Annotated in this window: 5 protein-coding genes; all 5 read left to right on the forward strand. The window is 70.4% G+C overall.

Annotation, left to right across the window (positions count from 1 at the left end; all coding sequences use genetic code 11):
- Positions 1-379 precede the first annotated feature (379 nt).
- The 5 genes from eno (at position 380) to ACWF94_RS30860 (ending at position 5,857) form a co-directional block, all read left to right on the forward strand.
- On the forward strand, positions 380-1,666 hold the full coding sequence (eno, locus tag ACWF94_RS30840; RefSeq protein WP_453495812.1) for a phosphopyruvate hydratase: 1,287 nt from the start codon (positions 380-382) through the stop codon (positions 1,664-1,666).
- A gap of 293 nt (positions 1,667-1,959) precedes the next feature.
- A complete protein-coding gene (locus ACWF94_RS30845; protein ID WP_453495815.1) occupies positions 1,960-2,433 on the forward strand; it encodes an FtsB family cell division protein in 474 nt (157 codons plus the stop codon).
- A gap of 169 nt (positions 2,434-2,602) precedes the next feature.
- Positions 2,603-3,136, forward strand: coding sequence for a DUF501 domain-containing protein (locus tag ACWF94_RS30850; RefSeq protein WP_453495818.1), 534 nt, complete (start codon positions 2,603-2,605; stop codon positions 3,134-3,136).
- An 81-nt stretch (positions 3,137-3,217) separates the two neighbouring features.
- Positions 3,218-4,144, forward strand: coding sequence for a Ppx/GppA phosphatase family protein (locus ACWF94_RS30855; protein WP_453495821.1), 927 nt, complete (start codon positions 3,218-3,220; stop codon positions 4,142-4,144).
- 318 nt (positions 4,145-4,462) lie between these two features.
- Complete coding sequence (locus ACWF94_RS30860) at positions 4,463-5,857, forward strand: NAD(P)/FAD-dependent oxidoreductase (RefSeq protein WP_453495824.1); 1,395 nt, start codon at positions 4,463-4,465, stop codon at positions 5,855-5,857.
- Positions 5,858-5,897 lie beyond the last annotated feature (40 nt).

The following is a 5,897-nucleotide window of genomic DNA, read 5'->3' on the forward strand; positions in this document are numbered from 1 at the left end:
TCGGCTGGGTGACCGTCCCCGTGGCCCTGGGTCCGTCCTCAAGCGCCGGACGGGCTGAACGTGCGCACCTGGGCAGGCAAAACCAGCCCCGCCGGCGTTTGAGGCGCTGGGGGTCCCCCCACGCCGCAGGGCGTAGGGGGAGGTCCGGGGCGGAGCCCCGGGAAGTTGGGTGCCGCTCCCGGCGCGTGCCGGAGGCACACAGGCACCCTGGGCGTTACCGGGAAGTAGGGAACGGCCTGTTTACCCCCCTGTCGCCGGGCTTCGCGTCGATTTTCGTCCCAGGGGGCGGGCAACCGGCCGGTCCGCGCCCCCAGCCGGTTAGGCTCATGCCGCAAGGCCGAAGAGACCCTGCACTCCATGCGTCACATCCCAGAAGGAGATGCTCGTGCCGTCCATCGACGTCGTCGTAGCCCGGGAAATCCTGGACTCCCGAGGCAACCCCACGGTCGAGGTCGAGGTTGGCCTCGACGACGGCAGCACGGGTCGTGCCGCCGTGCCGTCCGGCGCCTCCACCGGAGCGTTCGAGGCTCTTGAGCTTCGCGACGGGGACCAGAACCGCTACCAGGGCAAGGGCGTCGAGAAGGCCGTCCTGGCCGTCATCGAGCAGATCGGCCCGGAGCTGGTGGGCTACGACGCCACCGAGCAGCGACTGATCGACCAGGCGATGTTCGACCTGGACGCCACCCCGGACAAGTCCTCCCTCGGCGCCAACGCCATCCTCGGCGTCTCCCTCGCCGTGGCGCACGCCGCGTCCGAGGCGTCCGACCTGCCGCTCTTCCGCTACCTCGGCGGCCCGAACGCGCATCTGCTGCCCGTTCCGATGATGAACATCCTGAACGGCGGGTCGCACGCCGACTCCAATGTGGACATCCAGGAGTTCATGATCGCCCCGATCGGCGCGGAGTCCTTCTCCGAGGCCCTGCGCTGGGGCACCGAGGTCTACCACACCCTCAAGAAGGTGCTGAAGCAGAAGGGCCTGTCCACCGGCCTCGGCGACGAGGGCGGCTTCGCGCCGAACCTCGACTCCAACCGCGCCGCGCTGGACCTGATCCTTGAGGCGGTCAAGGAGGCGGGCTACGCCCCCGGCAAGGACATCGCGCTCGCGCTCGACGTCGCCGCCTCCGAGTTCTACAAGGACGGCAACTACGAGTTCGAGGGCAAGTCCCGCTCGGCCGCCGAGATGACCGAGTACTACGAGGAGCTGGTCGCGGCCTACCCGCTGGTCTCCATCGAGGACCCGCTGTTCGAGGACGACTGGGCGGGCTGGAAGGCGCTCTCCGACAAGCTGGGCACCAAGGTCCAGATCGTCGGCGACGACCTGTTCGTCACCAACCCGGAGCGTCTGGCCCGCGGTATCGAGGAGGGCTCGGCCAACGCCCTGCTTGTCAAGGTCAACCAGATCGGCTCGCTGACCGAGACCCTGGACGCCGTGGAGCTGGCGCAGCGCAACGGCTTCAAGTGCATGATGTCCCACCGCTCCGGTGAGACCGAGGACGTCACCATCGCGGACCTCGCCGTCGCCACCAACTGCGGCCAGATCAAGACCGGCGCCCCGGCCCGCTCCGAGCGCGTCGCCAAGTACAACCAGCTGCTGCGCATCGAGGAGATCCTCGACGACGCGGCGGTGTACGCCGGACGGAGCGCGTTCCCCCGCTTCAAGGGCTGACCCTCCGGCTCAGGGGCTGACGCTCCGGCTCAAGGGCTGACCCGCCGCTTCCAGGGCTGACGCTCAGGCCCAGCGGCTGCCGCTCCGGCCCGGGGACCTGCGGTTCCCGGGCCCGGGCCCCGCCAGTCGTCCGTACGTCCCCGGCCGCGGTCCCGTACCGTATCCGGGGACGTACGCACGTCAGGACGACGCCCGGATACGGTACGGGGCACCCCGGAAGCACCCCGGAAGCACCCCGGAAGCACCCCGGAAGCAACCCGAGAGCAACCCGAGAGCAGGGGAGGCGGGACGACATGGCCGGAAAGGACCGGGACCGGTTCTCCACCGCGACCAGGCTGCGGCTGCTCGGCGAGCAGACCGCCGCCCGGGTCTACCGCTCCCAGACCCGCCGCCAGGCCCGCCGCTCCCGGCTCACCGGACGCGCCGCCTTTCTCGCCCTGGTGGTCTGCTCACTGGTGGTGGCCCTCGCCTACCCCATGCGCCAGTACGTGTCCCAGCGCGCCGACATGGCCGAGCAGCGCGACCGGATGGCCGAGGCCGAACAGCAGGTGGAACGGCTCCGGGACGAGAAGGCGCGGCTCCAGGACGACCTCTACATCCGGCGGCTGGCCCGGGAGCATCTGCACTATGTGCTGCCCGGGGAGACCGGCTACACGATGATCGACCCCGAGGCGGCCGCCGAGCAGCGCCGCAGGGAGGACGACTCGGCCGACCGCCCCTGGTACTCGAACGTCTGGGAAGGCGTCGACAACGCGGACCGTGGCTGACGCCCGCCCCGCCCGCACTGCGGACGGCACCGTAAAATTCGGTGGTCCCGTAGAAATCCGCAGAGACCCGCAGAGACCCGCAGAGATTCGCAGCGGCCCGCAGAGATTCGTAGAGATCCGCAGCGGCCCGCGGCCAGATCCGCAGCACCCTCGCAGAGCCAAGGCAGGCATGGAAACCCCTCCTCCCCGCACCGAACCGACCGAGCCGACCGACGCCGACATCATGGCGTTCAAGGAGCAGCTCGGCCGCCCCCCGCGCGGACTGCGCGCGATCGCGCACCGCTGCCCCTGCGGACAGCCGGATGTCGTGGAGACGGCCCCCCGGCTCCCCGACGGCACGCCGTTCCCGACGCTGTACTACCTGACCTGCCCGCGCGCGGCGTCGGCGATCGGGACGCTGGAGGCGAACGGCGTCATGAAGGAGATGACCGAGCGCCTCGCGACCGATCCCGAACTGGCGGCGGCGTACCGCGCGGCGCACGAGGACTACATCGCGCGCCGTGACGCGGTCGAAGTGCTGGCGGGATTCCCCAGCGCGGGGGGCATGCCCGACCGGGTGAAGTGCCTCCATGTGCTGGTGGGGCATTCGCTGGCGGCGGGCCCGGGGGTGAATCCGCTGGGGGACGAGGCGATCGCGCTGCTGCCGCAGTGGTGGCGCAAGGGCCCGTGCGTATCCCCCTGCGAACCCGCTCGGACCACCTGACCTCCCGCCGCACCCTGGCCTTGACCCCCGGCGGGAGACCCGGCCACGGGACGCGGCGGCAGACCACAAGGAGCAACAGCCATGCGCGTCGCCGCCGTCGACTGCGGTACCAACTCCATCCGGCTGCTCGTCGCCGACGCCGACCCCGGCACCGGGACACTCACCGAACTCGACCGCCGGATGACCATCGTCCGGCTCGGACAGGGCGTCGACCGCACCGGAAGGCTCGCCCCGGAGGCGCTGGAGCGGACCTTCGCCGCCTGCCGGGAGTACGCGGATGTGATCAAGGAGCTGGGGGCGGAGCGGATCCGCTTCGTCGCCACCTCCGCCTCCCGGGACGCGGAGAACCGGGACGAGTTCGTCCGGGGCGTCCTCGGCATCCTCGGGGTCGAGCCCGAGGTGATCTCGGGGGACGACGAGGCGGAGTTCTCCTTCACCGGGGCCACCCGGGAGCTGCCGGGTCATGAGGAGCGGCTCGTGGTGGACATCGGCGGCGGGTCGACCGAGTTCGTCGTCGGCCGGGACCGGGTGGAGGCCGCGCGTTCCGTGGACATCGGCTGCGTACGGCTGACCGAGCGGCACATCCGCAGCGATCCGCCCGCCGCCGCCGAGCTGGCCGCCGTCCGCGCGGACATCGGGGCCGCGCTCGACCTGGCGTCCCGGACCGTACCGCTGGAGGCCGCCCGCACCCTCGTCGGGCTGGCCGGATCGGTGACCACGGTCGCCGCGATCGCGCTCGGTCTCGACGCCTACGACTCCGGGGCGATCCACCATGCGCGCGTCTCCCGCGAACAGGTCGCGGACATCACCAGGACCCTGGCCGAATCCACCCACGACCAGCGCGCGGCCATCCCCGTGATGCACCCCGGCCGGGTGGATGTCATCGTCTCCGGCGCACTCGTCCTGCTCGCTGTCATGGAGCGGATCGGGGCCCGCGAAGTCGTGGTGAGCGAACACGACATCCTGGACGGGATCGCCTGGTCGGTCGCCGGTGAACGAACTTCGTGAAGTTCTTCACAAGGAAAAGGGCCCTGATGGGGGCCATGGATGGCCGAAAGGACGCCTCCCGGGAGGCGCTGGATCGCATGGTGGACGCCCCGGGCCGTTGTGAGCATATTTCGGCCGGGTGAACCCGGCCGGTGGTCCACTCGGGAGCGACTTCGAAGGGCCAGCTCACGAGGGGTGCCCAACGTCCGGGCCGGTGCTGTGGTTCCCCCGGGACGCCATGAACTCGATCACGCGGCGGCGCAGTGTAGCAGAGGTTGCCCTTGATCTTGTGAAGGGGCTCACGAGCACCCCCTCCCAGGGGGGTGGATACTCGATGGCATGAGCACCACGGAGCGTCCCAGGATCCTCGTAGTAGGCGGTGGGTACGTTGGCTTGTACGCGGCGCGGCGCATTCTGAAGAAGATGCGCTACGGCGAGGCGACCGTCACGGTCGTGGACCCGCGCTCGTACATGACGTACCAGCCCTTCCTTCCCGAAGCCGCTGCCGGCAGCATCTCGCCGCGGCACGTCGTCGTCCCGCTGCGACGCGTGCTGCCGAAGGCCGAGGTACTCACCGGCCGAGTCACCACCATCGACCAGGACCGCAGGGTCGCGACGATCTCACCGCTGGTCGGCGAGGCGTACGAGCTGCCGTTCGACTACCTGGTGATCGCCCTCGGCGCGATCTCCCGGACCTTCCCGATCCCGGGCCTCGCCGAGCAGGGCATCGGTATGAAGGGCATCGAGGAGGCCATCGGCCTGCGCAACCATGTGCTCGAACAGCTCGACAAGGCCGACTCCACGACCGATGAGGACGTCCGCCGCAAGGCGTTGACCTTCGTCTTCGTGGGCGGTGGCTTCGCGGGCGCCGAGACCATCGGCGAGGTGGAGGACCTGGCGCGCGACGCGGCCAAGTACTACACCAACGTCAAGCGCGAGGACATGCGCTTCATCCTCGTCGACGCCGCCGACAAGATCCTTCCCGAGGTCGGGCCGAAGCTCGGCGCGTACGGCAAGGAGCACCTGGAGAGCCGCGGTGTCGAGGTCTACCTCTCGACATCGATGGACTCCTGCGTCGGTGGCCGTGTGGTGCTGAAGAACGGCCTGGAGGTCGACTCCAACACGGTCGTCTGGACCGCCGGGGTGAAGCCCAACCCGGCGCTCGCCCGCTACGGCCTGCCGCTCGGCCCCCGCGGCCATGTGGACACCTCCACCACCCTCCAGGTCCAGGGCACCGACTACATCTGGGCCGCCGGCGACAACGCCCAGGTACCGGACGTCGCCGCCCGCAAGGCCGGTGTCGAGAACGCCTGGTGCCCGCCGAACGCCCAGCACGCGCTGCGCCAGTCGAAGGTCCTCGGCGACAATGTGATCTCCGCGCTGCGGGGCTTCCCGCAGAAGGAGTACAGCCACGCCAACAAGGGCGCGGTCGCGGGTCTCGGCCTGCACAAGGGCGTCGCGATGATCGTCATGGGCAAGCTGAAGATCAAGCTGCGCGGCCGGCTGGCCTGGTACATGCACCGTGGCTACCACGGCATGGCGATGCCGACCTGGAACCGCAAGATCCGGGTGTTCGCGGACTGGACGCTGCAGATGTTCCTCAAGCGCGAGGTCGTCTCGCTCGGCGCGATCGAGTCCCCGCGCGAGGAGTTCTACGAGGCCGCCAAGCCCGCGCCCGCCGCGGTCGCCGCCGCGGCCCCGGCACCGGCCCCGGAGAAGGCGAAGGCTTCCTGACCCCGCCGGTACCCGAGAGCGCCTGAGCGAAGGGCCGCCC

It is taken from the genome of Streptomyces sp. NPDC055078 (genome assembly GCF_053607985.1).